The sequence below is a fragment of the Actinomyces ruminis genome (genome assembly GCF_002154335.2).
Lineage (GTDB): Bacteria > Actinomycetota > Actinomycetes > Actinomycetales > Actinomycetaceae > Actinomyces > Actinomyces ruminis.
The window spans coordinates 39848-64921 of sequence record NZ_MTPX02000039.1; the positions used below are offsets into that span (position 1 = coordinate 39848).

General features: G+C 67.1%; 16 protein-coding genes and 6 pseudogenes. 4 read left to right on the plus strand and 18 right to left on the minus strand.

Going from position 1 to position 25074, the window contains the following annotated elements:
- Window positions 1-9: 9 nt before the first annotated feature.
- The 8 genes and pseudogenes from BW737_RS06335 to BW737_RS06370 all read right to left on the minus strand — a co-directional run bounded on the left by BW737_RS06335 (window position 10) and on the right by BW737_RS06370 (window position 8144).
- Entirely contained in the window at window positions 10-2127 is a 2118-nt protein-coding gene (locus BW737_RS06335) for an ABC transporter permease (RefSeq protein ID WP_257210553.1), read from the minus strand.
- Window positions 2128-2227: 100 nt separating this feature from the next.
- Window positions 2228-2953: pseudogene (locus BW737_RS06340) on the minus strand (ABC transporter ATP-binding protein); the annotation flags it as partial.
- Window positions 2950-3474 carry a PadR family transcriptional regulator gene (locus BW737_RS06345; protein ID WP_086614782.1) on the minus strand — a complete coding sequence of 175 codons (525 nt, stop codon included), beginning with the start codon at window positions 3472-3474 and terminating at the stop codon, window positions 2950-2952. The gene BW737_RS06345 and the pseudogene BW737_RS06340, both read right to left, overlap by 4 nt.
- Before the next feature lie 800 nt (window positions 3475-4274).
- Window positions 4275-4958 carry an HAD family hydrolase gene (locus BW737_RS06350; RefSeq protein ID WP_086614730.1) on the minus strand — a complete coding sequence of 228 codons (684 nt, stop codon included), beginning with the start codon at window positions 4956-4958 and terminating at the stop codon, window positions 4275-4277.
- 59 nt (window positions 4959-5017) lie between these two features.
- On the minus strand, window positions 5018-5701 hold the full coding sequence (locus BW737_RS06355; RefSeq protein WP_086614731.1) for a hypothetical protein: 684 nt from the start codon (window positions 5699-5701) through the stop codon (window positions 5018-5020).
- Between the two features lie 310 nt (window positions 5702-6011).
- A complete protein-coding gene (locus BW737_RS15650; RefSeq protein WP_086614732.1) occupies window positions 6012-6506 on the minus strand; it encodes a DUF6318 family protein in 495 nt (164 codons plus the stop codon).
- A gap of 310 nt (window positions 6507-6816) precedes the next feature.
- Window positions 6817-7476 (minus strand): pentapeptide repeat-containing protein, encoded by a 660-nt coding sequence (locus BW737_RS06365; RefSeq protein ID WP_257210554.1) that lies wholly within the window; start codon window positions 7474-7476, stop codon window positions 6817-6819.
- Between the two features lie 5 nt (window positions 7477-7481).
- Entirely contained in the window at window positions 7482-8144 is a 663-nt protein-coding gene (locus BW737_RS06370; RefSeq protein WP_086614734.1) for an ATP-binding protein, read from the minus strand.
- 180 nt (window positions 8145-8324) lie between these two features.
- On the opposite strand from BW737_RS06370, the gene BW737_RS06375 reads away from it, so the two are divergent.
- The 4 genes from BW737_RS06375 to BW737_RS06385 all read left to right on the plus strand — a co-directional run bounded on the left by BW737_RS06375 (window position 8325) and on the right by BW737_RS06385 (window position 11839).
- Window positions 8325-9536, plus strand: coding sequence for an ROK family protein (locus tag BW737_RS06375; protein ID WP_086614735.1), 1212 nt, complete (start codon window positions 8325-8327; stop codon window positions 9534-9536).
- A gap of 67 nt (window positions 9537-9603) precedes the next feature.
- The gene (locus tag BW737_RS16165) at window positions 9604-10095 is read left to right on the plus strand and encodes a PTS sugar transporter subunit IIA (RefSeq protein WP_180272099.1); all 492 of its coding nucleotides are present in this window, start codon (window positions 9604-9606) and stop codon (window positions 10093-10095) included.
- The gene (locus tag BW737_RS16170; protein ID WP_180272100.1) at window positions 10092-10364 is read left to right on the plus strand and encodes a PTS sugar transporter subunit IIB; all 273 of its coding nucleotides are present in this window, start codon (window positions 10092-10094) and stop codon (window positions 10362-10364) included. The genes BW737_RS16165 and BW737_RS16170 overlap by 4 nt, the downstream gene beginning before the upstream one ends.
- Window positions 10361-11839, plus strand: coding sequence for a PTS ascorbate transporter subunit IIC (locus tag BW737_RS06385; RefSeq protein ID WP_086614736.1), 1479 nt, complete (start codon window positions 10361-10363; stop codon window positions 11837-11839). Before BW737_RS16170 ends, BW737_RS06385 begins: the two co-directional genes overlap by 4 nt.
- A gap of 128 nt (window positions 11840-11967) precedes the next feature.
- Here the strand turns inward: BW737_RS06385 and BW737_RS06390 are convergent.
- The 10 genes and pseudogenes from BW737_RS06390 to BW737_RS06435 form a co-directional block, all read right to left on the minus strand.
- Window positions 11968-13408, minus strand: a pseudogene (locus BW737_RS06390) (mannitol dehydrogenase family protein).
- 223 nt (window positions 13409-13631) lie between these two features.
- Window positions 13632-14810 (minus strand): annotated as a pseudogene (locus tag BW737_RS06395) (RbtT/DalT/CsbX family MFS transporter); the annotation flags it as partial.
- A gap of 593 nt (window positions 14811-15403) precedes the next feature.
- Window positions 15404-16201, minus strand: a complete 798-nt coding sequence (locus BW737_RS06400; protein WP_086614737.1) for a DeoR/GlpR family DNA-binding transcription regulator — start codon at window positions 16199-16201, stop codon at window positions 15404-15406.
- Window positions 16202-16243: 42 nt separating this feature from the next.
- Complete coding sequence (locus tag BW737_RS06405; RefSeq protein ID WP_086614738.1) at window positions 16244-16897, minus strand: LutC/YkgG family protein; 654 nt, start codon at window positions 16895-16897, stop codon at window positions 16244-16246.
- Window positions 16897-18497: pseudogene (locus BW737_RS06410) on the minus strand (LutB/LldF family L-lactate oxidation iron-sulfur protein). Before BW737_RS06410 ends, BW737_RS06405 begins: the two are co-directional and overlap by 1 nt.
- Window positions 18497-19297, minus strand: coding sequence for a (Fe-S)-binding protein (locus BW737_RS06415; RefSeq protein WP_086614739.1), 801 nt, complete (start codon window positions 19295-19297; stop codon window positions 18497-18499). The pseudogene BW737_RS06410 and the gene BW737_RS06415 overlap by 1 nt, the downstream one beginning before the upstream one ends.
- Before the next feature lie 506 nt (window positions 19298-19803).
- Entirely contained in the window at window positions 19804-20337 is a 534-nt protein-coding gene (locus BW737_RS06420) for a hypothetical protein (RefSeq protein ID WP_143233306.1), read from the minus strand.
- A gap of 89 nt (window positions 20338-20426) precedes the next feature.
- A pseudogene (locus tag BW737_RS06425) lies at window positions 20427-22101 on the minus strand (L-lactate permease).
- Window positions 22102-22390: 289 nt separating this feature from the next.
- Window positions 22391-23929: a glycerol kinase GlpK gene (gene glpK, locus BW737_RS06430; protein ID WP_086614741.1), complete on the minus strand. Its 1539-nt coding sequence runs from the start codon at window positions 23927-23929 to the stop codon at window positions 22391-22393.
- A 46-nt stretch (window positions 23930-23975) separates the two neighbouring features.
- Window positions 23976-24709, minus strand: a pseudogene (locus tag BW737_RS06435) (MIP/aquaporin family protein).
- Between the last annotated feature and the right edge of the window lie 365 nt (window positions 24710-25074).

Consider the following 25074-nt stretch of genomic DNA (forward strand, 5'->3'; position numbering starts at 1 on the left):
GGCGCTCGGTCATTCGAAGCGGACCGTCGCGGAGACGACCATACGGGCTGCTGCCCGCGTACTCGCCGCAACCGCCACCCCGACCATCGCCAAGCACCCACTGAGAACCATGTAGTAGGAGGCCGCGGGCCAACCGACTCCGCGCGAGGAGACACCGGCGATGAGGATCCACGCCGTGTACACCGCCGCGCCGATGCTCAGCGCCAGCACCGTGGCCACGGGCAGCAGCATCTCCCAGGCGACCGCCTGCCGCAGTGTCTGCCGGGGCATACCCACCAGGCGCAGCAGGGACAGTACCCGCCGCCGTGCCAGCAGCGAGGAGACGGTGGATACCGCCAGCGCCGCCGTCGATACTCCTGCGGCGATGAGTATGCCGATGTAGCCCAGGGCCGCGAACTGGTTCTCCGGGGCGGTGGCCGAGGTGGCAACGTTGTCGACCCGCGAGATCGGATACTGGTTGATCACTCCCGAGCCCGAATTCACCACGGCGGTGCGCGCCCGCTCCACCGAGGCGGCTTGGCCGTCGGTGGCCACCAGCAGCGTGGCCGCGGCCTCGTCCGGGGGCGCGGCGAGCGGCCGCGGGTCGGCAACCTCATTGAGGAGCCAGTCCCAGCTGACACTAACCCACTCCGAGTCCGCGGACGTGTCCGGTAGGGCGCCCAGGGCGCGGGCATCCTCGTTCCGCAGCGCCAGCCGCATTGACGCGTCTCCCGGTGCGTTCCGGGCGACGGCGACGGCGGTTACGCCCTCAACCTGTGCGATCCGGGTGGTCGCCTGCTCGACTGCGTCCGCGCCGCCGAGATCGTGCAGCGTGTACAGCGTTGTCGGCGCCAGATACCCGGGGCCCTGGTGTAGTTCCGGAGTGCCGGACGCAGCGGTGATGGCGACGGCGAACAGTGTCACCGCGTACACGGCGACCACCAGGCCGCCGACCGCGCGGAAGGTCGCCCGGGGATGTTGGATGAGCCTGCTCAGGCCGATCACCTGCGCCGCCCCGCGGGCCCGGCCCTGCACCAGGCGGGCGCACCACCAGGTCAGTAGCGGACCTGCCCACAGCAGCCCCAGCATGGTCAGCACGAATGAAGCCACCAGCAGGGGAACCACGGGAATACTGTCGGCGATCCCGGAGCCGGCTTCGGTCTCGCCGGTGAGAACGCGCACGACCGTCAGCCCCGCCAACCCCAGCAGCAGGGGCAGGAGAGAGAGCAGTCGGGGCGGGTGCTCGCGGCGCTCGCGGGAGGCGCCCAGGGGGCCGACGTCGGCCCGCAGCGTGGTCCACCAGGTCACCGCCGCCGCCACCAGGGGGACGGCGACGATGGTTATGCCGATGACTGTAGGCGAGGTCAGCAGATCGCGTGGGAAGAAGGTCGAGGAGCCGATCTCGATGCGTGCCGCCAGCGGGATGAGGACGAGATAGAGGACGACGCCGAACAGCGCTCCCACAAGGGTCGTCACGCCGGTCTCCGTAGCGGCGATCCGCGCCACCCGTCCGGGGGTGGCACCGATCAGCCGCAGCGTGGCGAAGCGCTCGGCACGCTGCGCGGCACCGAGGCCGGTGACGATGGCAATCAGCAACAGCACCGGCACGAGCACGGCGATAGCGCCTATGATCGCGACGATTCGGTAGCTCTGGGAGGCGTAGTCGTAGCCGATGAACTCGGTGACCACCTGGGGCGTGCTCGAACCCTGCCATCGAAGCACCTGGGCCTGCTCGGCACCGAGAACGAGCACCAGGGAGTCCGGCCCCTCGACGGCGTCGTCGGCCAGGACGCCGATCTGCTGCCCATAGCGCTCACCCAACTGGTCGGCCGGAACGGCGTCGATGAGCGTGGCGAGCGCCGGGGAGGCGAGGTACTGACCGGGGTGGGGGACGACGTCGGAGCCGGGAATGCGCACGCGGGTGTCCGGTGTGGTGGCGACCATCAGCACGGTGATGACCTGGCCCTCATAATGATCGAAGGCCGAAACGGCGGCGGCCGTCTCCGGTGTCAGTACGGTGTCCTCCTCCATCTCCTGCATCGCCCCCGGCCGTATCGGCTGTAGATCGGTCCAGGTGGAGCGCTCGGAGCGCACCCCGAAGGCCTGCCCGGCGGCGACCAGCAACAGGAAGAGCGCGACGCCGATCATGACGCCTGCCGTGATTCCCGCAAGACGACGTCGGGAGGAACGGTCGCCGGCAACCACCAGACGGGTCAGGGGAAGTGTGTTCATCGTGTCCGCTCCTCGCCGTCGGACCGGGCGCCCTGGAGAGGCTGACGCGGCCGTCACGGATGATCACCTCGCGGTCGGCGTAGGCGGCGATGCGGGCATCGTGGGTGACGACCACCAGCGTGGAGTGGGCGGTGCGGGCGGCTTCGAGCAGCGTGCCCATCGTCTGCTCGGCGGCCAGGGAGTCCAGGGAACCGGTCGGCTCATCGGCGAACAGGATGCGCGGCGAGGTGACTAGGGCACGGGCGACGGCGACCCGTTGGGCCTGCCCGCCCGAGAGCTGGGTGGGTAGTTTGCGCTCGTGCTCGCTCAGGCCGAGGGCATCCAGTTGGGCGTGGGCGCGCTCCAGTGCCCGGCGACGTGAGACGCCCGCCAGCAGGAGCGGCAGGGTCACGTTGTCCAGCGCCGACAGGTCCGGTAGAAGCTGGCCGAACTGGAAGATGAAGCCGAACTCGGCCAGGCGCAGGCGGGCGCGGTCGGCCTCTCCCAGGGAGACGACGTTGCGATCGCCGTATTGCACGCTGCCGGCGTCCGGTGTCAGCACGCCCGCCAGCACGTGCAGGAGGGTGGACTTGCCCGAGCCGGAAGGGCCGGTGACGGCCAGGACCTCGCCCGCGGCGATGTCGATGTCGACGCCGCGCAGGGCGCGGGTGGTGCCGAAGGCGAGTTCCAGGCCGCGTGCCCGCAGGACTACGTCGGGTGCGGATATTGAGCCCGGGGAGGTGGTGGTTAATGCGGTGCTCATGCCCGGACCTCCCGGCGCAATTCGTTGAGGCGGGCGGCGGTCAGGTCGATCCAGCGCAGGTCGGCCTCCAGGTGGTACAGGGCATGGTCGGCGATGAGGATCGTATGTAGGTCGGCCCCCTCCTTGCGGCGGGTGATCTCGCGCATGCGGGAGGTATGGGCGGCGCGCTGCAGGTCCAGGAGGCGCTCGGCGTCGTCGTCGAGCAGGAGGGCGATGATGGTCTTGGCGAACAGGTCAGCCTGGATGGAGTCGGAGGGGACCTCGGGGCTGCGGATCCACTCCTCGACGGCACTGCGCCCGCGCGCGGTGATCTCGTAGCGCTTGCGGTCCGGGCCGGCGCCCGCTTCGGCCCCGGTCTGGACAATCAGGCCGTCGCGTAGCAGGCGGGCGAGCGTGGCGTAGACCTGGCCGAAGGCGAGCGGCTTGGTGTCGGCGAACCAGCGGTCCCAGTGCGTCTTGAGGTCGTAGCCGTAGCCGGGACCGGTGCCGAGGAGCCCGAGGAGGGTGAGGCGTGTGTCCATGTGCGGAACTATACACACGATGTATACCTGTGGTGTGTAGATGTCGTTGATGCGATCCGGAGCGGCCCTGCTGGGCCCGTCGACCTTCGAGATGCGCATCAGTGGGTCTGTGCCGGTGGCACGCAACATCGTGAGGCGGCCGGGAGACTGGGGGCGGGGGGCGGTGGAGACTCACGCCCCGCAGCCCTCGTCGCGTTAACTGGAGTCTCCTTGCACGACGCTAGCCCAAGGCGGACGGCTCGTGCTTAATATCGCCAGGCCTGGCACCTATTTCCAGGAGATCAATCCGGGCCACATGTGCAAGATCGGTAACACTGGCGATGTTGAGTGTCCAGTCCATGTCGATCATCGCCTCGCACGCGTCGGAGCGTGTTACTCAGATAGCGGGAGCACAGTAGGGCTGCCAACGTATGCAGGATGGCCGGCGTATCTCGCTACCGTTGTCGCGTCGAGGAATTGACGAGACTCAAGCCTGGTGTTCGCGGAAGGGGCTCGGTGCCTCATCCAGGTGCTGCCCGCGAAAGTCGCGGATCGTGGTGGGATAACTAGTGCAGGCGCAGTTGGCGCATGATCTACCTGACCGTGTCCTCTCGACACGCCCAGCCGGTTCAAGGGCACGGTCATCCTCGGGTACCCGTAGCTACTGTCGGACTGGGTGAATACGGCCTCAGTATGCCCGGTCAACTCCTTCCCGAGGATGGCGGTGATGGTTTAGGGGAAAGAAAGCCATTGTCAAGTCCGGCAGGGGGTAGCGGGAGCCGTTCAGGGCCTTGTCCGGGAGGGGGGTAGTTCCGTTGGCGTCACCGCTTAAGGAGTGCAGGCAGCTCACTTAGCGACTTGATACGCCCTTGGATGTGGTTGGCGTCGAACCGGTCCAGGAGGATGGCGTGCCAACCAGCGGCGCGTGCACCTAGCACGTCGACTTCGACGTCGTCGCCGATATAGGTGAGTTCCGTGCCTGGTGCATTGAGTGCTTCGGCTGCCCGGTCGAATGCCTCCCGGTGAGGTTTGGCGGCTCCCAAGGAATCCGAGGTGAGTACGCAGGAGAAGTATTTGCGGACACCGATCCGCTCGAGTTTCTTGTTTTGCTGCCTGTTGTCTCCGTTGCTGAACACTGCCAGCTCAAAGCCATGATTGAGCAGTTCCTCCAAGCATGGCGACGCGTCGGGGTATGGCCGCCAGGCGCGTTCGTACTCGGTCAGGTAGGTGTCGAAGAGCCGGTCAAGTTGGGTATCACCGCTGACGGTATTGCCTAGCGTCTTGAGCAGGTCCGCCATGCGGAGACGTCGCTGCTCGGTGAAGCTAATCTGCCCCTGTCGCCATGCCGTGAAGTGCTCTTGCTCTGCCTGAAACCAGACGTCGCGCAGCGACGGCGTGGGATCGGTCCCCATCAGGCGGAGAAAGCTGCCCAGGCCCTCGTCTGCAGCTCTCCTGTGGTCCATGAGTGTCCCGTCGACATCGAAAACGATGACTGCCCCGGACATAGGGTGATCCTCCAGCTGAGTTATGGCGGAAGTCGCTGCGTGTGCGTTGGATTGTGGTTTTAGTGTTGCTGGGTGGTTTCGGCTTGGTCGGTGAGGTAGGTGGTGGTGCGGAGGATGTTGTAGGGGGTGGTGGTGTTGGTTGTGGTGATGGTGCCGGTGATGGGTTGGGTGGTGCCGCCGTTGGGGGTGTAGGTGGCTTGCCAGGTGGTGGTGAGGGTGGTGGTGATGTTTGTGGCGGTGTGGGTGTAGTGGTGGGTGATGGTTTGGTTGGGCCAGGGGGCTCCGGGGTCGGTGGTGGTTGTGGTGGTGCCGTCGCCCCAGTCCCAGGTGTAGTTGGTGGGGGTGGCGTGGATGGTGACTTCGGTGCCGGCGATGGTGGTGGTGAGGGTTTGGGTGTTGGGGTTGGTGTAGACGATGAAGTCCTTGGTTAGCAGTATTTCTGGGCCTGGGGGTTGGCGGGTGATGCCGGAGCCGTTGGCTAGGAGGGTGGCGGCGTCGGTGGCGGTGATGGTGATGGTTGTGGTGGTGTCGGTGGTGTTGTTGGTGGTCTGGGTGGTTGTGGTGTCGGTGGTGCATTCCGAGATGGATCTGTTGCCTCCGATGGTTAATGCGGCCGTGGCTAGCGATTGGAAGCATAGCCGGTAGCGTTCCTGTGCCTTGCGTATCGCGGCCTCGTCGTACACGGCCCGGCTGTTGTTGCTGGTGGTTGCCGCGGCCGGCCCGCCTGGCGCGAACGAGAACACCTGACGAGACGTGCTACCAGTAACCGTCACCGAACTGCCATAGGCATGAGCGTCATATTTGTCGGTTGATTGACCGGGTAACATCGCAGCATGTGCAGGAGCGAACAATGTTAGTAGGGCGATTAGTGACGCTATGCGGGAGGTGATGCGACCGCGCATCATTCTTCGTCTCCGTCATCGTCGGTCTGAACGGCTTCAACGGTCCAGTCATTGCCACTCCAATGCATCTGAATTAGGAGTCTATGATCGTAAGCCTCGGTCTGCTGCGCTGAGCCGTAGGATGTCGAATGCTCGGTATAGCCGTCTGAGGTTACTTGGCTCGTACGACGTAGCGGTTGGGGTCTGTGTCATCTACCCACCCTTCCAAAGGCATGATCTCCTGCTCCCACCGGTCGATCCAGCCTCCTGCGTCGTGCATCTCGGATGCTTCGTTTCCTACTCCAGTGCAGAATTCGCAGTTGTCGTCGCTCATGTTCTGCCAGGCCTCCAGGTCGCCGGTGGCGTACACGTAGGGGACTAGCTCTAGGAAGTATGCGGCTGCGGCGGCGGCGCCTTCGGGGGTGAATTCTGGGGCGTAGGCCTCCGGGGGCTCCATGGCTAGGGCGGTGGCCCGGGCGGCGGCGTCCTCTGGGGACAGCGTCGGGGTGGGGGAAGCAGCGGCGGTGGGTGTTGGGGCCCAGGTGGGGGTGTAGGTGGCGCGGCTGCTGGCATTTGAGCAGCCGGTGGCCAGCAGCGCGAGGCCTGTCAGGCAGGCGGCCAGCGCGGCGGCGCGGTGGCCGCGGCGTGTGTTGGTGTGTGTGGGCATGTTGTGGGTGGCCTCCTCGTTGAGGACCCGGACGGGGGCGGTGTGCCGGTGTTCCGCAACCGTACCGTGACCCTCGCCGTCGTCGCCACCCGGCCCGCGGCCCCCTGTGGAAAACCCGGAGGGGGGCGGGTGGGGTTGCTTGGTGGGGCCGGAGGGATGGTCTGTTGACGTTTTACGACCTTGGGGTACGTTGCACGACCACCCCGGGGTCGTGGAATGCACCCCAAGGTCGTAAAACGCCAGGCGGCCCCACACGTCACTGGTACCGGCCTCGACGAAGGGGAAGAGCAAGGAGTAACAGGAGTAGGAGCTAGACGATCCGTAGGCCCACATGTGCGGCGAGCGCGGGCGCGAGTTCCACAAGCTGATCGGCACTCACCCAGGCGCCGCGCAGGCTTGCGGCGTCGTCGACCTGGTTAAGTGTGAGGCCCCGCAGATCCACGTCTTGGAGCCGACTTTCCCGGATCCGCAACTCGCCAATGCGGCAGTCGTCGAAAGCTACCCGGTTGAGCGTGGCAGCAGTCAGATCGAGCGCGTCCAGCGTGCAGTCGCGCAGGCGGACATCCAGCAGATTGGACCGCCCCAGCCCTAGAAAGCCGATGCGACAGCCCTCAATCAGTACGCTGCGCCACTGTGCGTCGTGGCATTCGAAGGCCCCGACCCGCGAGGACTCCCAGGAGACCTCACGCCATACCGACCGCTGTGCATGCAGTTCCGATGCCGCCAACCGGTCCACGCGTGACTCCGCCAGGCGGAAGTCCTCCAGACGGGTGCGGTCCGCCCGCACGTCCTCCATGACGCACTCGACCAGCTCGAGACCTCGCAGGTCCACCCCGGATACGTCGATGCCTCTGAACCACGCCAGATCGGCGTATCCTCCCGCACGCAGGGCGACGGCGGCTACGGGCGCAAGATCCCGCGGCCGGATTGACTTGGCGCGGGGCGGGCGGGGAAGAGGAACGCGGGACACAGGACTCAGGCCGCGTCGTCGGCCCGGGAGCGCTGAATGTCAGCGCTGAGGTGTCGAGTGATGATGGCTTCGCACTCGGCGCGATCGACCGGACGGCAGCCCTTCGCCACCCAGCCGGCGATCTTGGCGGGCTCCTCCCGCGCGAGCCGCAGCCCGCGACGCAGCAACACGTGTACCGGCTTACGGTGCTCGGCCAGGTCCCGGCGCAGCCGGAACCACCAGGTCTGCAGGCGCGGACGCCGCAGTACGAGCGCGTCGGCCAACACACCGGCCTCCCGGCAGCGGTCGACGAGTTCCGCGGCGAACACGCCCTCCGCGACGTACACCGGCGGGGAGTCAACATCGAGGGTGGTGTAGTCGACGGTGGCGTTGTCCCGGATCGAGTAAACGGGCACCGTCGTGGAGCCCTCCGCGCACAATTCCAGAATCGCAGCCATGGCGCGGTCTGCGTCCCAGGAGGCGGGGTTGTCCCAGTCGATGGCGCTCTGAGCCTTGGCCCGGGTGACGCCGTCCGCGCCCGAGAAAGTGCCGTCCAGTAGAGGCATGCCCGGCTCGTCGCCGTCGCGATAGAAGTCGTCGAGTTTGAGACGGTGTGCGCCGCAGCGGCGCAGCAGGGACGTCTTACCGGAGCCGGACGGGCCGGCAAGCAGGATGACGCGGGTGCTCACGGATCCCAAGGCTATCCTGCCGGGCGGGTGTAGGCGGACATGGCGGCGGTGTCGGGAGCTGCAAATAGCGAGGCGGAGGGTGTGGAGCGAGATGCGCGGGTGTCCTGGCCTGCCCGGGGCTGCCATCGAAAGCGGCGAATTGGGTACTATCGCTGAAAGGGGCAAGCATGAGGCGGCGTCATGGGTAACGTGCGAGAGGCTGAGGCGAGTGAACTCCTCGGGCTGATCCGTCGCGGAGAGGCGACCACCAGGCCCGAGCTTCAGGATCGTCTACAACTGTCGCGGGTTACGCTCGGCAAGCGCCTCGATGTGTTGCTGCGTTCGGGGCTTGTGGATGAAGCGGGGCAGGACGCCTCAACCGGCGGCAGACCGCGCACGGTATTCCGGATTCGCCCCGGCTGTGGCGTGCTGCTGGCCGTCGATATCGGTAGTTCACGCACCAACTTGGCGGTGACGGACTTCGCCGGGACGATTCTCGCGCGCGACGACCGGCTGCTGGACCTCTCCGGCGGTCCCGGCACGGTGCTCCCCTGGGTGCGGCGCCGTTTGAGGGCAATGCTCCAGGAGATCGGTGCCACGGACAGTGTCCTGGGTGGGGGAGTCTGCGTCCCTGCTCCGGTCGACCCGCTCTCGGGCCGCCTGGCCCACCCGGCGCTCATGCCCGGCTGGCACGGCGTCGACGTCGCCGCGGAGCTGGCGGGAGAATTCGACGGCATCCCGGTGGCCGTGGGCAGTGACGTGCAGGTGGCCGCACTCGGCGAGTACCGGATGCACTGGGCCAACCCCGACGGCATCATCCTGGTCAAGGCGGGAGAGGGGATTGCCGCAGCCGCAGTGATCAGCGGCGTCGTGCGCACGGGTGCCACCGGAGCGGCCGGAGAGATCGGGCATCTGCAGATTCCAGAGGGGCGGCAGTGCCGCTGTGGGAGATTCGGTTGCCTGGAGTCGGTTGCCGGCGGCTGGGCCCTGCGGGAGCGCCTGAGCGAGGCCGGCTGGACCGTGGACAGCAGTGAGGATCTGTCCGGACTCGCTTTGCGCGGGGACTCGCTGAGCATCGAGCTGCTGGAACGCTCGGCGCGACTCGTGGGCCGCGCACTTGCCCCGGTCGTTGCGGTGCTCAATCCCTCAGCCGTGGTGGTGGCCGGTGCCCTCGCCGACGGCGGAGCGGTGTTCCTGGAACCGCTGCGCGCCGCCTTGGAAGCCGCCGGGCCGCAGGAGACGACCCGGCAACTCGTCGTTGCGTTGGCGCGGCTGGGGGCTGACGCTGGTGTGGTCGGCTCGGCGCTGCTGGCTCAGGATCTGCTGACAGCCCCCGCACATTTGGACGCACTATTGGCCCGGGTGGCCTCAAGGCACCCGCATGAGGACAGTTTTGTAAAGCTCTTTACATAACAGGTCTACGGCCGGTATCGTCGTTCCCGCCGGAACCCACTGGCCCACATGACGAGAAGAGGCAACGATGGCTGTTCTCACTCTGTCCACCGCTTTACCGGACGCCTCTTTCCGACTTGATGCAGACGCGGCCGACTGGCGCGAAGCGCTTAGGCTTGCGGGGGAAGGACTTACCGCTTCGGGGGCGGCTACGCCCGAGTACACCGAGGAGATGATCGCGGCCGTGGAGGAGCACGGTCCCTACATCGTCATTGCCCCCGGGCTCGCTCTGGCGCACTCGCGCCCCTCGCCCGCGGTGCTGCACACCGGCATGAGTTGGGTGCGGCTGGCGCATCCCGTGGAATTCGGCAGCCCAAATGATCCGGTGCGTCACGTCGTCGGCCTGGCAGCCAAGGACGAGCGAGAGCACCTGGACGTCATGGCCGCGCTTGCCCGCGCCCTGTCTGACCCCGCCTCGCGTGCCGAGCTGGACCGCGTGCCCACCCCTGCGGCGCTACGTGCGCTGCTCGACCCCGCCTCTACCGATACCGCCACCTCTACCGGATTGGAAGAACAATGAACATCACCTGCGTCTGCGGCATGGGCATCGGCACCTCGATGCTGCTGAAGATGAACGTCGAGCAGGCCGCGGCCTCACTCGGCATTGATGCGGACGTCAGCACTTCTGACATCGGTACCGCAAAGGGAGCCGCGCAGAGTGCCGACCTGATCATCACCTCCGCAGAGCTGGCCGAGGAGCTGACGGGCCTGTCCACCCCGGTCGCCGTGGTCCGCAACTTCACCGACATCTCCGAGATCGAGACCGCCTTGAGGGAGAAGATCCAATGAACGCGCTGGTCGCGGTACTCGACTTCATCAGCCAGGAGATCCTCAACGTTCCCGCCTACCTGATCGGCATCGTCGCCGCCGTCGGACTCGTCGCCCTGCGCAAGTCTGCCGGACAGGTCATCGGGGGAGGCCTCAAGGCGGCAATGGGATACCTGATTCTCGGCGCCGGTGCCACGGTGGTGACCAATTCCCTGACACCGTTCGGCGATCTCATCTTCATGGTGACCGGGGCCCACGGCGTTGTTCCCACCAACGAGGTCATCACCGCCCAGGCGGCGAGCGAGTACGGCGCCACCTCGGCCTACCTCATTGTGCTCAGCTTCCTGATCATGCTGCTGCTGGCCAGATTCACGCCGCTGAAGTACGTATTCCTGACCGGGCACCACATGGTGTTCATGGCCACGCTGCTGGCCGTCGTCCTGTCGGTGGGATTCGGCCCCGGGCACTCCGTTCTCGTGGTGGCGGTCGGCTCGGTGCTCATGGGCATCATCATGGTGGTGATGCCTGCCTTCGCCCAGCCCTACATGAACCGGGTTACCGGCGATGACAAGCTGGCCGTCGGGCACTTCAACACGGTCGGCTACGTGCTGGCGGGTGCGCTGGGCAGCGCAGTAGGCAAGCGCTCGCGCTCCACCGAGGACATGAAGTTCCCGCAGGGACTGCGCTTCCTGCGCGACTCCATGGTGTCTACCACCCTGCTCATGCTGGTCCTGTACCTGGTATTCGCCGTGTGGGGCATCATCGCCGTGCCCCGCGACGAACTCATGGCCGTCTTCGAAGGCACACAGACGAACGCCACCTACGGCTCCTACATCATGGCGGCCTTCGCCCAGGCACTACAGTTCGGAATCGGCGTCAGCATCATCCTGTACGGGGTGCGCATCATTCTTGGTGAGTTGGTGCCGGCCTTCCAGGGGATCGCCAACCGGGTAGTACCAGGTGCCAAGCCCGCGCTCGATATTCCGATCGTCTTCCCCTTTGGCCCCAACGCCTCCCTGATCGGCTTCATCGCCTCCTTCGTGGGCGGATTGGCATCCCTGGCACTGATCGCCGTCTGGTTCGGGCCGGCCTGGGGCATGGCATTGATCCTGCCGGGCATGGTTCCGCACTTCTTCGACGGCGGCGGTGCCGGCGTATTCGGCAACTCCACCGGCGGGCGCCGCGGCGCGATCCTGGGCGGATTCGTCAATGGTGTGCTCATTACCTTCCTGCCTGCGGCCCTGTTGACGGTCATGGGCACCCTCGGCCTGGCCAATTCCACCTTCGGTGACGCCGACTTCGGCTGGTTCGGGTCAATCGTGGGGTTGCTCAGCCGTCTGGGAGCTGTCGGCGGTTCGCTGACCGCACTCGCCTTCGGCGGGCTTCTGTTCGCGGCGGCCTGGTGGTATCAGGTCCGGCTGGTCAACTCCGGATGGCTCCCCGCTGGTGAGCGGGCGGCACTACAGAAGGACAAGGCGACGGCGACGGCCGGCTGACCGACGGCGGCCGCCCGAACTCGACGCACCCGACGGGCCCGGCGACTCTTAAGTCGCCGGGCCCGTCATTACTGCCGGTCTCGTGGTGTTACTTGTGCCGGTCTCGGTGAAGAGGATCGGGCGAGCACTCAGGCGAGCAGAGCGCGCATGCGGGCACGCGCTCCGTCGCGCTTCAATGCCGCCAGCTCCTCGGCGTAGGCGGAGCGGAAGCGCTCGTCGTCGGCCAGGTCGCCGAAGATCTCCCGGTTGCCGATGAAGCCGAGCGCGTCACCCGCCTCCTGCTGCTCGGCGAAGGGCCGCAGGTCGTCGGCCACCGGGATCGCCTCTCCGTTCTCGTCGGTGCCGAGCACCCCCAGCGACCAGGCGGCGCACATTGCGGCCCCCAGACGCACCGGCCCGCCCGCGGCCAGGTTGTCGCGCACGGTCGGCAGCACGAACTTCGGCATGCCTGACGGCCCGAACTGCGCCAGTCGCAGCAGCGTGTCCGCGATCGCCTCATTGGTGAAGCGCTCGAAGAGCGTGTCGATGTACTCGTCCAGGTCGATGCCCGGCACCGGCAGCAGCCGCGGCCGCGCCTCCCGCTCCAGGTAGGCGCGCACCCAGGCGGCGATGTCGCGTCGGCGGCGGCCGTGTGGGCGAACTCCATGCCCAGCAGCCGCCCCCAGTGCGCCAGGCCCTGGTGGGAGGCGTTCAGCAACCGCAGCTTCATCAGCTCGTAGGGGACGACATCGTCGACCATTTGCACCCCGACCTCCTCGTACGGCGGCCGCCCCGCAGGGAAGTCGTCCTCCAGCACCCACTGGGTGAAGGGCTCGGCCACCACCGGCCAGGCGTCCTCGACGCCCAGCTCGGCGCGCACCTCCTCGATGTCGGCGGGGGTGGTCTGCGGGGTGATCCGGTCGACCATGCAGTTGGGGAAGGCGACGTTGCCGTCGATCCAGTCGGCCAGCTCCGGGTCGGACAGGCGCGCCTGGGCGACGACGGCGGTGCGGGCGATCCTCCGTTGCCGGGGAGGTTGTCGCAGCTCATCACCGTGAACGGGGCGACGCCGGCCTCGCGGCGCAGGCGCAGCGCCTGAACGATGTAGCCGAAGGAGGTCTCCGGCTCGTGGGGGTGGGCGGCGTCGTGAGCGGCCCCGGGCGCCTCGGCGCGGAAGGCGCCGGTGGCGTCGTCGATGTTGTAGCCGCCCTCGGTGACGGTCAGGGAGACGATCCGGGTGGTCGGCGCCGTCATCACCTCCAGCACCCCGGCGCGGTCCTCGGGGGCGAAGCGGTAGTCGCAGATGGAGCCGATGATGGCCGGCTCGTGGTGGCCGTCGGGGTGCTTGAGGGTCAGGCTGTACAGGAAGTCCTGGCCGGTCAGGGCGTCCCGCATGCGCGCGTCCTGGGGCAGCAGGCCCACCCCGCAGATGCCCCAGTCCAGGGCCTTGCCCGCCCGCATGAGGCGGTCGAGGTACATGGCCTGGTGGGCGCGATGGAAGCCGCCCACGCCCATGTGCACGATCCCGGTGGTCAGGGCGGAGCGGTCGTAGGTGGGGGCGAGCGGGGAGGCGGCGAGTGTGGTGGTCATGATGGACATCCTTGTCTTTGATGGTGAACCAGTATCTTGTCGGTGCGTGGGCTTGCAGGGTGACTTTGGTGTGGCGGGCTGCGTGCGGGTCAGGCCTTGACCGGCTCCTTACGGGTATCGACGTCGTCGGTGAAGTTCTCCAGGATGCGGCGTTGCCGGGGAGCTTGAGGGCGAAACACAGGAAGAAGGAGACGACGTAGATTCCGGCCAGCGCCATGGCCACCCACAGGTAGCCGCCGGCGGTGGTCTCATCGCCCATGAGCAGGGTGACGATGGCCGGACCCACGAAGGCACCAAGGCCGGCGCCGAGGTTGAGGATGGCCAGTGCGTTGCCGGTCTCCCCGTGGGCGTGGGCGGTGATCAGCGGTGTGGTCGGCACGTGGGCGCTCAGGCCGATGCCGACGGCGGAGGTGCCCAGGGCGATGAGGAAGAAGTTCGGCCCGGCGACGATCGGGATCAGGTAGATGTACGCCAGCGCCGCGGCCGTGATCGGGGTGGCGAACCACTGCAGGGTGTTGCGCCAGCCGAGCTTGTCGCCGACCACGCCCCAGAAGACGTCGCCGAGGATGGCCACGAAGCCGAAGATGGAGAACTCCAGGATCGCCTGGGACTCGGGCATGCCGTAGACCTTGTGCAGGTAGACCACGTAGTAGGCCTGCATGCCGTACTGGCCGGAGAGGTTGATGACCTTTACGATGCCGCCAATGGACACCCTGGGGTAGCGCCACAGCACGGATACGGCTGAGCCGACGGACTCCACCACGGACTTGCCGCGGGTCTGCGCCGAGGAGGGGTGCAGCCGCAGGAACAGCATGCCGATCACGCCGCCCACGGCGGCCAGCGCCCAACCGAGCCAGAGGGTGGCGATGTGACCGATGTGCGGCAGCAGCAGGCTGGAGAGGTAGGAGCCGAGCAGCTGCATGCCCAGGCTGAAGGCGAACCAGAACCAGCCGGAGACCGAGGACTGGCGGGCGGGCGGGGTCACCATCATGGTCCAGGTGAGGAACCCGTACGCGAACATGGGGTAGCCGAAGCCGCGCATGCCATAGAACAGGAGTAGCAGCGGCAGATTGTGGCTGGGCAGGCCGACGGCGATGAACAGTGCGTCGAACACCAGGAATGACACCAGGCCGATCAGCATTACCCGCCGGCAGCCGATTGCATCGCACAGGGCGCCGGACAGGAAGGCCGCAATGGCGACGACCACCCCGTAGGAGGTGACGATCATTGAGGCCTGGGAGACGGCGAAGCCGACCGAACTGCTGGACAGGTAGTTGGTGATCCACACCGCCTCGATGCCGTCACCGATCACGAAGATGATGACCGCCAGGAATCCGGTGGCGAGGTTGGTGGGGAATCCAGTCTTCTGTATGGCTGCTATGAGCCTGTTGGAGGAGGGCATCGTTGCTCGATCACCTTTGGTCGCTGTTTCAGGGGCCGGCGTCCTTCGCCGGTGGCATCAAGTGTGGGACCGAGCGGTGACCGCCTCGGTGACTGGTTGCGGGCGTGCAGTTTGCCGGTGTCCGACTCCGGAAATGCCCGGATGACGCGGCTCAAGGCGACCGAACAGGGCCGGAGTTTACCGAATCCGGACGCGCTGGTGACCGTTTCCTGGCTGGGGATGTGAGTTGGGCGGGTTGAGGACGTGGGGTAGCCCGCGCGGCTACCCCGGAGAGCGTTGACGGCGGCTATCCGGCGGCGCCGGTGCCCCTGTCCGGCTCATCCGTCCCGCCTTGCCGAAGCCCCACCGGTCCCGCATTGTCGCAAACGGTTACAAACGCGCTCGCGGCGCCAATCCGTTACTTGCAAAACGTTGAAATCATGCGGTTGCTCGATTCTGACGATCAGGAGAAACCAGCGTTTGTGACCGTTTCCGACAATGTTCACCCCGAGTCACGACCAGAGCGGGGCAGGCTTGCGAGCGGTCGTCGATGCCATGTCGAGTGTCGGCGGCAGTCGGCCACCGCGCTCCTGAGTCAGACACTCCGCTCCAGTTCAGACTCGGTCGACCTGTGGGCCCAGGGCGCCGAGTCTGCGCGCCGTCGTGGAACGCAGCTCCCGGCCGGTAATGATCCGCTCCAGGGCGCGCACGTGCCCGAAGCGCACGAAGGTGGAATGGCCGAACTTCGTGTGGTTGCCGACGAAGATTGCCCGCCGGGAGACGCCCAGCGCCGTCTCCTTGACCGCGGCCACCGCCGGGTCCGGGGTGGTCAGCCAGCCCGCGTCGGTGACGCCGTTGGCGCCGATGAAGGCGAGATCCGGCTCCATCCGCTCCAGCATGGCGGTGGCCCAGCTATCGACGGCGCCCAGGGTGGTGGGCCGGATCCGGCCGCCGACGGTGATCACGGTGTAGCGCGGTCGCTCGGCCAGCTCGAGCGCCGTGGGCAGGGAGGTGGTCACCACGGTGAGGGGGCGGTCGACGGGAAGCGATCGCCCGACCAACAGCGGCTGGTTGCCCTCGTCGAGGAACACCGTTTCTGCGTGCCCCAGGCAGGCGGCGGCCGCCCGGGCAATGCGGTCCTTCTCCGCGGCATTGTGGCTGGAGCGGAAGGCCTGACTGGTCTCGTAGGCGGCCGACTCCGCGGCCGCCACCCGACCATAGGAGCGGATGATGCGGCCGCTCGACTCCAGCTGGCGCAGGTCGCGGCGGATGGTTTCTACGGACACCCCGAAGCGCGCAGAAAGCTCGGATACCTCCATCTCGCCGCGTTCACGCAGCTCGCGGATGAGCGCCTCCCGGCGCGCACGGGTATCCGCGCGCGCCGGGAGCGGATCCGGGGTACTGGCCGTCATGACCGCCCTTGCCGTACTGTCCCGCGGCGCGGGACAGTGGACTCAGTGCGCAATGACGACGCCGAGGTTGCGCGGGCCGTGCACGCCGTTGACGCGCACCAGCTCGATGTCGGATGTTGCCGAAGGACCGGCGATCCAGGTCATCGGGCGCGTGGGATGCTGGCCGAGCACATCGACGGCCTGCGGCACCGTCGGCATGATCATCTCGCGCTCCAGCACGATCACGTGCTTGTCCGGCACCAGGGTGATGGCGCGCCGCCCCTGGTCGGGCTCGCCGTCCAGGCAGATCGTCCCGGACAGGGACACGCCCACCCGGGAGCAGGTGACCACCGCGTCGATGTCGTTGAGCTCGAGCGTGGGGATCTGCTGCTCGCGGGAGTCCTCGACCACCTTGCGTCCGTTGCGGGCGGCCGCCTCCTTGTATGCGGCGGGCAGCCCGGCGGGGACGACGACGCTCTTCGCGTCTCCGAGCAGCTCATCGATGCCGTCTAGGATGGCGGCGTCCTTCGGGGCCTGCACCACCTTGGCGGAGTAGTCCTCGAGCTTCTCCACCATGTCCGCCACCACCGGCTCCGAGCCGGGGGCGTCGGCGCCGACGCGAATGTATTCACGGGGGATCTCCCGCACCGGGCGGCCCTGCTGAGAGCGGGAGATGGCCTCGCGGGCACGGGCGAGAATGGCGGTCTTGGCATCCATCAGCGGTTCTCCTCGGGGGCGGGCTGGGCGGCGGCGTCGTCAACGGCGGTGGGCGCCGGGCGCGCGGGGGTGATGCCGTCGGGGTGGGTGCGCTTCCACCAGTGCCGCAACGACTCCTTCGGGGCGACGGGCAGGTCGCGCGAGCGCGTCCACAGCGAGGCGGGGAACGGCAGAGCACCGATCCGCCCGTCGTGCCCGAGCAACCGGGTGGCCTTGACCCCCTCGGTGGCCGCCAGCCAAGCCTTACCGTTGGACATGACCGGCCCGGTAGCGTTCATGGCCACGTCCCACATGTCCGGCACCAGGCGGCGCTTGACGTCCACGCTGCGGGCCCGCAGGTGAATCAGGATGGTGGGGATGTCGATCTTGACCGGGCAGACCTCCGCGCAGGCCCCGCACAGGGAGGAGGCGAAGGGCAGGGTGTGGACCGGATCGTCGTCGGCGAGTCCCTGCGTGAGCTGGGGGGTGAGAATCGAGCCGATCGGACCGGGGTAGACCGAACCGTAGGCGTGCCCGCCGGTGTGCTGGTAGACGGGGCAGATGTTCATGCACGAGCCGCAGCGGATGCAGGCCAGCGCCTGCCGTCCGATCGGGTCGGTGAGCACCTTGGTGCGGCCGTTGTCCATGAGGATCAGGTGGAACTCCTGCGGCCCGTCGCCGGGGGTGACGCCGGTCCACATGGAGGTGTAGGGGTTCATGCGCTCGCCGGTGGCGGAGCGGGGCAGCAGCTGGCTGAAGATCTCCACGTCCTGGAAACGGGGGACCAGCTTCTCAATACCCATCAGCGTGATCAGCGTGTCCGGCAGGGTCAGGCACATGCGGCCGTTGCCCTCGGACTCGAAGATGGAGACGGTGCCGGTCTCGGCCACCCCCATGTTGGTGCCGGAGACGGCCACCTTGGCGTGCAGGAACTTACGGCGCAGGTGCGCTCGGGCGGCGGCGGTGAGCTCCTGCGGGTTGTCCGACAGGTCCTCGGGGGCGTCGCCCATGCGGTCCAGGAAGATGCCGCGCACCTCGGAGCGGTTGCGGTGGATGGCCGGAACCACGATGTGGGAGGCATGTCGTCGGCGAGCTGGACGATCATCTCCGCCAGGTCGGTCTCGTGGGCGGTGATGCCCTCGTCCGCCAGGTATTCGTTGAGGTTGGTTTCCTGGGTGGCCATCGACTTGATCTTGACGACGTCGTCGACCCCCTTGGACTTGATGATGTCGGCGACGATCCGGTTGGCCTCCGCGGCGTCGCGCGCCCAGTGGACGATGCCGCCGTTGGCGGTCACGTTCGCCTCGAACTGCTCCAGCAGTTCCGGCAGGCGGGAGGCGACCTCGAACTTGACGGCCTCCGCCGCGTTGCGCAGGTCCTCCCAGTCCGGCATCTCGTCCACGCGCATTTGCCGCTTGTTGCGAATGGTGCGGGTGGCGTGGCCCAGGTTGCGGCGCATCTGGGTGTTGGCGAGGGTCTTGTGGGCGCCCTCGGGGAAGGTGTGGCCCCAGCGCAGCGTGTCCTGTGGGACTTCGACGTTGGTGCGCCAGCCGCCGGTGTGGGGCTGCTCGTCGGGGGCGGAGGTGGGCATGCCTAGAAATGTCTGGGATGTCTGAGTCATTACAGTCGCACCTGGTCCTTGCTGGGCTGGAAGGAGACGTGGCCCTCGAATGGGGCGTCCTTGGTGGAGGCGAGGATCTCCGCCAGGTGCATTACGCGCACGCCGGAGTTAATACGGGACAGGGCCCCGCCGATGTTCATCAGGCAGGAGTAGTCGCCGGTGCATAGCACCTCGGCGCCGGTGGACATGACGTTGGCGGCCTTGTCCGCGACCATGGCCGTGGAGGTGTCGGAGTTCTTGATGGAGAAGGTGCCGCCGAAGCCGCAGCAGACCTTCTCGTCCGGCAAATCGATGAGGGTCAGGCCCTCGACGGCGCGCAGCAGTCGGTAGGGACGGTCCCCGACGTGCGCCACTCGCATCGAGTGGCAGGTGGGGTGGTAGGTGACCGTGTGCGGGAAGTAAGCGCCCACGTCCTCCAGACCGCACACGTCGATGAGGAACTCGGAGATGTCGTAGGTGTACTCGCTCAGCGCATCCACCCGCTTGACCAAGGCGGAGTCGCCCACGTGCTCGGCCACCAGCCGCTGCTCGTGGCGGGCGGCCCCCGCGCAGGATCCGGAGGGCACGACCACCGCGTCCCACTCCCCGTCCAGCACCGGCTCGAAGGTCTTGACGTGGTTCTCCACGATGGCGGCGGCCTGCTTGAAGTAACCGGTGTTGGCGTGCATTTGGCCGCAGCAGGCCTGCCCCTGGGGGAAGACCACCTCATGGCCGAGGCGCTCGAGAATACTGACGGTGGCCTGTGCGGCCTGAGGGAACATCGTGTCTGCCAGACACGTAGCGAATAGTGCGACGCGCACGGGGTGAGGTCCTTTCCTCCACGGAATCTACCGACGTGACCGTGATCAGGTTAGGGCAGCGGCGTCCCCGCCTCCACCGGTCGGTGCGAGCACCTGTAAAACCTCTGATCAAAGCCCGAAATCTCGCGGGAGACTGGGTGCGGTTCGGGGCGGAGCGTGGCACCCACGGGTGCCACCGAGGGCGCGTCTTGGGTCACATTCCGCAAGCCCTGTCTTCGGTTTTCCTCACCTGTTGCCGCGTGCGGCCGACGATGTCGTTGGCTGACTCTTCCAGTTCGAGGGTGCGGGTGTGGCGGTCGGGGTGGCGTCCGGGGTGTGCGGCTGTTTGCGGTTGGCCACCTGGCGCCGACGCTTCGGCACTTCCGACGACGCTTCGGCACTTGGCGTCACCGGAAGGTACGAACCGTCGAGTCAGGGTACGAAGCGTCTCCCCGCCGCTTAAGGGACCCTACGGGAATTGCCACCCCACTACGAGCTCCGCACCCCCTGAGCATGGTGTTACGCCGTCAGGAGTAGTGCCCGGTGCCGACCATGATGACGAGGTTGCACTCGGTGGACAGTGCCAGCTCATCCACGGTGAACCGCTCCGAGCCGCCCACGAGGTCGGCGTTCTCGGTGTCGAGAATCCGGTTCGCGTCGGACTCCGGGACGGTGACGAAGGTGCAGTCCTGGGGGACGTACTGGTGCAGGTCGGGGTAGATCGGCGGCAGCAGGTCGGGCGTGGTAGTGGCGGCGTCGCCCAGTGCCCGGCTGGTGGCCTGGTCGACTTCGATGACGGCGTGGAACCAGTAGGGGCGATCGGGCTCCGGCAGCCGGGACTCGTTCTTATTGACCCGGTACTGCCCGACGAAGTGCACGCCGGTGGCGCCCATGGCCGGCATGCGGCTGGTGACCGAGCCCAGGGATGTCTGCACGGTCAGTGGGTCAGGAACGTACTGCGTGAACTTGGCGAAACGCGCATCCTGCACGTTGTCCGGCTGACTGCTTCGTCCTTGGAGGGAAGTTACCGAGCACGCTCCGAGGAGGAGGAACGTGCTCATAGTCAGACAGGCGACTGCCATGCGCAGGCACCTGCGTGGGCGTCGAGTGCAAGCTTGCGGGTTTGCGGACCTCCGGTCCGGCTTGATGATCATGCCGGCATGTAGGCACCGAGCCAACCCTGGGAGGCGGCCAGCACCAGGCAGCACAGCACCAGCAGCAGCCCGATGGAGTAGGGGGCGGCCTTCTTGAGGATCTCCGCATCGGTGCCGGGAGCATCCACGGCAGTGGTGACAATCGCCAGGTTCTGCGGGGAGACGATCTTGCCCAGGCCGCCGCCGATGGTGTTGGCGGCCAGCAGGATGCGCGGATCGAGTCCGGCGCCGGCGGCCGCCGTCGCCTGCAGGTTGGCGAATAGGGCGCCCGCACTCGTCGCGGATCCTGCCACCGCCGTGCCGATCCAGCCCAGCACGGGGGACAGGAAGGCGAAGGCCGCACCGGTGGTGGCCAGGGCGGCGCCGACGGCGGTGGTCTGGCCTGAGAAGTTCATTACGTAGGCCAGCGCCATCACCGAGGCAATGGTGAGGATGGACATGCGCAGCGTGTAGATGGTGCGTGGCAGCACCGCGAACATGGCGCCGACGGAGGTCTGGAAGCGCCCGCCCGAAGAACGAGTGCCGTACACGATGCACACGATCACCGCCGTCAGCAGGATCCAGGTGCCCGGGTTGGACAGCGTCTGCAGGTTGTAGATCGCGGAGGTTGAGGCCTCGCCGTCGGCGGTGAGCAGGTTGCCGTACACGCCCGGCCAGGCGATCTTGATGTCGGTGCTGGACAGGACGGCGGACAGATCCACGCCGAACTTCCACAGCTTGGTAATGGCGATGATGACCACCACGAGCACGTAGGGCAGCAGCGCCAGGATGACGCGCTCGCGGTCGGGCTTGTCCGCGCCGTCAATCTCCGAGTGGTACTCATCGGGCGTCGTCGGCGTCCAGGCCAGCAGGAACAGGTAGCAGGCGGCGAAGGCCAGCAGCGCCCCCACCACCGAGGTCAGCTCGTAGGAGACGCCGGGCGTAATGAAGTGTCCGGCGCCGGCCGCGATGCCGGCGATCAGGGCCAGCGGCCACAGCTGCCGCACACCGCGGGCGCCGTCGAGGATGAACAGCAGCAGGAAGGGCACCAGCACGCAGATGATCGAGGTCAGGTGACCCATGTTCTGGGCGACCGACACCGGCTCCTGGCCGCCGAGGTTTCCGGCGGTGGTAACCGGGATGGACATGGCGCCGAAGCCACGTAGATGCCGTTGCCCACGATGGTGACGATCGCGGCCTTGATCTTGGGCACCCCCAGGGTCACCAGCATGGCGGCGGTGATCGCCACGGGTGCGCCGAAACCGGCCAGGCCTTCCAGCAGACCACAGAAGCAGAAGGCGACGATCAGGCCTGGGCGCGCTGGTCACCCTTGCCGATGGCGTTGAACACGGCCTTCAGATCCTGACTGCGGCCGGAGGTCTCGGTGAGGTTGTACAGCCAGACGGCCGCGATGATGATGTAGATGATCGGCACGAAGCCCATGGCCAGGCCCTGCGTGGCCGACAGTGCCGTCATCCCCACCGGCATGTGGAAGGCCGCGATCGCGATCACGGCCGACAGCACCAGGGAGATGATCGCGCACCAGTGGGTGGCGACCTTGAAGGCCCCCATGAGCACGAAGAACGCGATCAGCGGCAGCAGGCCGATGATCGCGGTGAGGAAGACGTTGCCGCCTACCGCCGTGGTGGACGGGGTGAAGGCCGTTGCGAGCAGGGATGCGGTAAGTGTCATGAGCTATTCCGGGCGGGGTGGGCGACGACGGTGTCGAGGTCGGTTGGGATCGTGATGAGGCCGTGCGATGACGGCGACCATTGAATTATCACATCAATTCGCTCTCGTCACATGAGGCTTGGGAAACCTGATTGGGAAACCCGATACGGCGCCCCGGTGCCCGGCCGGGTATGCGCTGGGGCCCGGCACCATCGCGGTGCCGGGCCCCAGCCGGTTTCGGTGTGTGGGCGCTTGGGCGACGCTCGCGTCAGCGGTCTTGGACCTCACGCTGCCGCCCCGACGCCGGCGCTCACTTCACGTCGTCGTCCACCCAGTCGAAGGTGCGGGTGACGGCCTTCTTCCACAGCCGGTAGGTGCGGTCGCGCTCGTCGGCGTCCATGGACGGCGTCCAGCGCTTGCCCTCCTGCCAGTTGGCGACCACGTCCTCGGTGCCGTTCCAGAAGCCGACGGCGATGCCGGCCGCGTAGGCCGCCCCCAGCGCGGTGGTCTCGGCCACCACGGGCTGGATCACATCGACGCCGCACAGGTCGGCCTGGAACTGCATGACTAGGTCGTCGTTGGTCATGCCGCCGTCGACCTTGAGTTCCTTGAGCGGGACGCCGGTGTCGGCGTTGATGGCCTCCAGCAGCTCGGCGGACTGGAAGGCGGTGGACTCCTCCACGGCGCGGGCAATGTGGCCCTTGGTGGCGTAGCGGGTTAGTCCCACGATGACGCCGCGGGCGTCGTCGCGCCAGTAGGGGGCGAACAGGCCGGAGAACGCGGGCACGAAGTAGACCCCGCCGTTGTCCTCCACGGTCTCGGCCAGTGCCTTGATGTCGCTGGACTTCTCGATCAGGCCGAGGCTGTCGCGCAGCCACTGCACCAGGGAGCCCGCCACCGCGATGGAACCCTCCAGCGCGTAGACCGGCTTGGCGTCGCCGAGTTGGTACAGCACGGTGGTCAACAGGCCGTTCTTGGAGAACACGGGCTCCTCGCCGGTGTTCATGAGCATGAAGCAGCCGGTGCCGTAGGTGTTCTTCGCGGTGCCGACCTCGAAGCAGGCCTGCCCGAAGGTGGCCGCCTGCTGGTCTCCGAGGATGCCGGCGATCGGGGTGTCGATCAGCAAGCCGTTCTTGCGGCCGTAGCCGTAGACCTCGGAGGAGGACTTGATCTCCGGGAGCATCGACATGGGAATGCCGAAGTCGGCACAGATGTCCTCGCGCCACTGCAGGGTGCGCACGTCCATCAGCAGCGTGCGGGAGGCGTTGGTGACGTCGGTGACGTGTACGCCGCCGTTGACGCCGCCGGTCAGGTTCCACACCACCCAGGTGTCGGGGGTGCCGAAGAGCAGGTCCCCGGCCTCGGCCTTCTCGCGGGCTCCGGGCACGTTGTCCAGGATCCACTTGACCTTCGTGGCCGAGGGGTAGGTGGAGATGTTCTCACCGGTGATCTGGCGGTAGCGCTCGGTGCCCAGCGGGTCGCCCGCGGCGATCTCGCGCACGATCGGGGCGGTGCGGGTGTCCTGCCAGACGATGGCGTTGTAGATGGGCTCGCCGGTGTTCTTGTCCCACACGATGGTGGTCTCGCGCTGGTTGGTGATGCCGACGGCGGCCAGCGAGTGGCGGTTGATCTCCGCCTTCTGCAGGGCCTCGGCGACGACGGCGCGCACCGACTCCCAGATCTCGATCGGGTCGTGCTCGACCCAGCCGGGGTTCGGGAAGATCTGGGTGAACTCCTGCTGGCCGATAGACACGACCTCGCCGGAGTGGTTGAAGACGATCGCGCGGGACGAGGTCGTGCCCTGGTCGATCGCCAGGACGAACTTCTCGGTCTCGGTTGCTTCAGTCATGTACGAGTCCTTTCACTTCACTTCGTTGTGATTTGCGGGGCCGGCGTCAGAACAGTCCGGCCATGTTGGGGATCAGCAGCCCGGCGACGACGCCGCCGATAAGCGGGCCGACCACGGGCACCCACGAGTAGGCCCAGTCGGAGGAACCTTACCGGGAATGGGCAGCACGGCGTGCGCGATGCGCGGGCCCAGGTCACGGGCGGGGTTGATGGCGTAGCCGGTGGGGCCGCCCAGCGACAGGCCGATGGCGACGATCACGAAAGCGACGGCCAGGGGGCCGAGTTCGGAGGGGGACTTGCCGTTGTAGAGCACCCAGGCGACCAGGGCGAAGGTGCCGATGGCCTCGGTGACGACGTTCCAGCCGTAGGCGCGGATGCCGGGGCCGGTGGAGAAGCAGGCGAGCTTGGCGTCGGCCGGTCCCTCCTCGTCGAAGTGCTTCTTGTACGCCAGCCAGGCGGCCACGGCACCGACGAAGGCGCCGAGCATCTGGGCGATGATGTAGACGATGATGTTCGTCGCCGTCGCAGGGACGCCGGCGGCAAGGTCCTTGCCGGCAACCGCCAGACCGATGGTGACCGCCGGGTTCAGGTGGCCTCCGGTGGCGTAGGCGGCGTAAACACCCATGAAGACCGCCAGGCCCCATCCGAAGGCGATGACGATCCAGCCGGAGGCCTGGGCCTTGGACTTGGGGAGGTTGACCGCGGCGCAGACGCCGGCTCCGAAGAGAATGAGGATGAAGGTCCCGAAGAACTCCGAGAGGAAGATCTGGGCGAGACTCATGGCCTGCTCACTTTCTGCACGACAGCGTGCTCGATGCGTAGGGCGAGCGACATTTCGCCGCCCGCATTCCACGAAGGAACGGGCGAAGCCCTGGCTGCACCCGAACAAGTCAGAAAGTACTCGGGGTCACACTGGATTACGCAGTGCCGCGCCATTCTTGTTATGTGTTGGTGAGTCCAGGCTAAGTTGAAGAAGTGTTGAGATCTCGGGAAGAAGTCCCGGTTTTGGTATTTGCGGCGGGAAATAGGTGCGTCGCATCGTGTCTCGCGTTGAACGTTTGCGCATTGCGCGTGCACGAGTTCTCTGTGGCGTGTACTCATAAAGAAGGTGGCGCGACCAAGAGCGCGCCGTAGGTGTAGGCAGGC

Coding starts and splice junctions, on each gene's coding strand:
- BW737_RS06335 (WP_257210553.1), bottom strand. CDS start 2,127: ATGATCGGCGTCGCGCTCTTCCTGTTGCTGGTCGCCGCCGGGCAGGCC.
- BW737_RS06345 (WP_086614782.1), bottom strand. CDS start 3,474: ATGGACACACGCCTCACCCTCCTCGGGCTCCTCGGCACCGGTCCCGGC.
- BW737_RS06350 (WP_086614730.1), bottom strand. CDS start 4,958: ATGTCCGGGGCAGTCATCGTTTTCGATGTCGACGGGACACTCATGGAC.
- BW737_RS15650 (WP_086614732.1), bottom strand. CDS start 6,506: ATGCCCACACACACCAACACACGCCGCGGCCACCGCGCCGCCGCGCTG.
- BW737_RS06375 (WP_086614735.1), top strand. CDS start 8,325: ATGGGTAACGTGCGAGAGGCTGAGGCGAGTGAACTCCTCGGGCTGATC.
- BW737_RS16165 (WP_180272099.1), top strand. CDS start 9,604: ATGGCTGTTCTCACTCTGTCCACCGCTTTACCGGACGCCTCTTTCCGA.
- BW737_RS16170 (WP_180272100.1), top strand. CDS start 10,092: ATGAACATCACCTGCGTCTGCGGCATGGGCATCGGCACCTCGATGCTG.
- BW737_RS06385 (WP_086614736.1), top strand. CDS start 10,361: ATGAACGCGCTGGTCGCGGTACTCGACTTCATCAGCCAGGAGATCCTC.
- BW737_RS06400 (WP_086614737.1), bottom strand. CDS start 16,201: ATGACGGCCAGTACCCCGGATCCGCTCCCGGCGCGCGCGGATACCCGT.
- BW737_RS06405 (WP_086614738.1), bottom strand. CDS start 16,897: ATGGATGCCAAGACCGCCATTCTCGCCCGTGCCCGCGAGGCCATCTCC.
- BW737_RS06420 (WP_143233306.1), bottom strand. CDS start 20,337: ATGAGCACGTTCCTCCTCCTCGGAGCGTGCTCGGTAACTTCCCTCCAA.
- glpK (WP_086614741.1), bottom strand. CDS start 23,929: ATGACTGAAGCAACCGAGACCGAGAAGTTCGTCCTGGCGATCGACCAG.